The 1,540-nt window shown below is 67.9% G+C and carries 1 protein-coding gene and 2 pseudogenes; all 3 read right to left on the minus strand.

Annotated features, from left to right (window positions below):
- Positions 1-36: 36 nt before the first annotated feature.
- Positions 37-447, minus strand: a pseudogene (locus AB4Y86_RS18680) (Glu/Leu/Phe/Val dehydrogenase dimerization domain-containing protein); the annotation flags it as partial.
- Positions 448-586: 139 nt separating this feature from the next.
- The gene (locus AB4Y86_RS18685) at positions 587-1,111 is read right to left on the minus strand and encodes an ArsR/SmtB family transcription factor (RefSeq protein WP_441403630.1); all 525 of its coding nucleotides are present in this window, start codon (positions 1,109-1,111) and stop codon (positions 587-589) included.
- 100 nt (positions 1,112-1,211) lie between these two features.
- A pseudogene (locus AB4Y86_RS18690) lies at positions 1,212-1,540 on the minus strand (acetoin utilization protein AcuC); the annotation flags it as partial.

Genomic DNA, 1,540 nt, shown 5'->3' on the forward strand with positions numbered 1-1,540 from the left:
GGGTGATGAGGTCCTCGTTCATAACGTTGGTGACGTACTGCGGCCGCGGGGGTCGAAGTCGGAACCGCCTTTGCCGCCGCCGATCGGCATGCCGGTCAGGGCGTTCTTAAAGATCTGCTCGAAGCCCAGGAACTTGACGATGCCCAGGTAGACCGAGGGATGGAACCGCAGGCCGCCCTTATACGGACCCAGGGCCGAGTTGAACTCCACCCGGAAGCCGCGGTTGATCTGGACGCGTCCGGCGTCGTCCACCCAGGGCACCCGGAAGATGATCTGCCGCTCGGGCTCGCAGAGCCGTTCCAGGATGGCGGCTTCCAGGAATTCGGGGTGCCGGTCGTGCACGGGCCCGAGGCTCTCGAAGACTTCTGTGACCGCCTGGTGGAATTCGGTTTCGCCGGGATTCCGCGCTAGTACCGTGTCCCGGACAGCTTCTAGCCGCGCGTCCATGTAACTCCCTAACCCTGGGCGCCCGTGGTTGGGCGCAACAATATAGCCTTTCCATACTGCACCGCGCCGGGCCGGGAATGCCATTTGAGCGCCACGGCCGGGCGCTTGTGACGCCGGGCGGGTGACGGACAGGCAGGGGCTATTTCTTGCGGCCGAACTTCGGCAGGCTGGCGAGCAGATCCGCGGCCCTTGTGGCGGCCCGGCCCACCGAGCGGCCGATTTGCTGTGGTTTCGAATCCTCCGCCGCGGTGCCGACCGGGATGGCCACTGCCGGGCTCAGCACACCGCCGGCGCTCCGTTCCGGGACCGCTGGCGCAGCCTGTGCAGCCGCGGCGGCAAGGGTGTCCGGACCCGTTGGTGCGGCGGCAGCGGGCGGGGGTGTCGGTTCCGCAGCGGCCGGGCGGCCGACGTCGAAAGTCTCGAGCCAGCTGGCGACGCCGGCCAGCGGCTTGGGGTTCAAGGCGTAGTAGCGCTTCTGGCCCTGGGCGCGCATGCTGACGAGGTCCGCTTCGCGCAGGACCTTGAGGTGCTTGGATATGGTGGGCTGGCTCGCTTCGAGCTCCTGGACCAGTTCCCCTACCGCTTTGTCCCCCTCGCGGAGGGACACCAGAATGTCGCGCCGGGTTGCCTCAGCAATGACGGCAAATACGTCGTCTGTCACCATGCCCTCCACACTAGCGACATATACGCCGGATGGCATCCACCAGTTGCGGACGTCCGCCGGCGGGGCCGCCCGGCGCTCCCGGCGGCCCCGATGGGAGGGCTCAGTCGAACCAGGGATCCAGTCCGTAGAGCGGGAAAACTTCCTTGCGGGTCGCCATGACGGTGCGGTCCACCTCGTCGTTGGGGTCGAAGCCGACCTCCCACGAGCGCCACCAGAGGTCGACGTCGTCGCCCATCACCGTGGGCGGCTCCACCCCGTACTTGGCCCCGTACTTCTCCTGCACGTAGTGCCGCCAGTCCTCCGGGACGGGGGTCCGGAGCGGGACCGGGCGGCCGGCCGCAATCGCGATCAGGTGGCTCCAGGACCTCGGGACCACCGTGATCACGTTGTAGCCCCCGCCGCCGGTGGAAATCCACCGGTTCTCGCAAT

It is taken from the genome of Arthrobacter sp. 2YAF22_2, assembly GCF_052114645.1.
In the GTDB taxonomy this organism is placed as follows: domain Bacteria; phylum Actinomycetota; class Actinomycetes; order Actinomycetales; family Micrococcaceae; genus Arthrobacter.

Excerpts from the sequence above, each read along its gene's own strand:
- AB4Y86_RS18685 (WP_441403630.1), bottom strand. The coding sequence starts at position 1,111 with ATGGTGACAGACGACGTATTTGCCGTCATTGCTGAGGCAACCCGGCGC.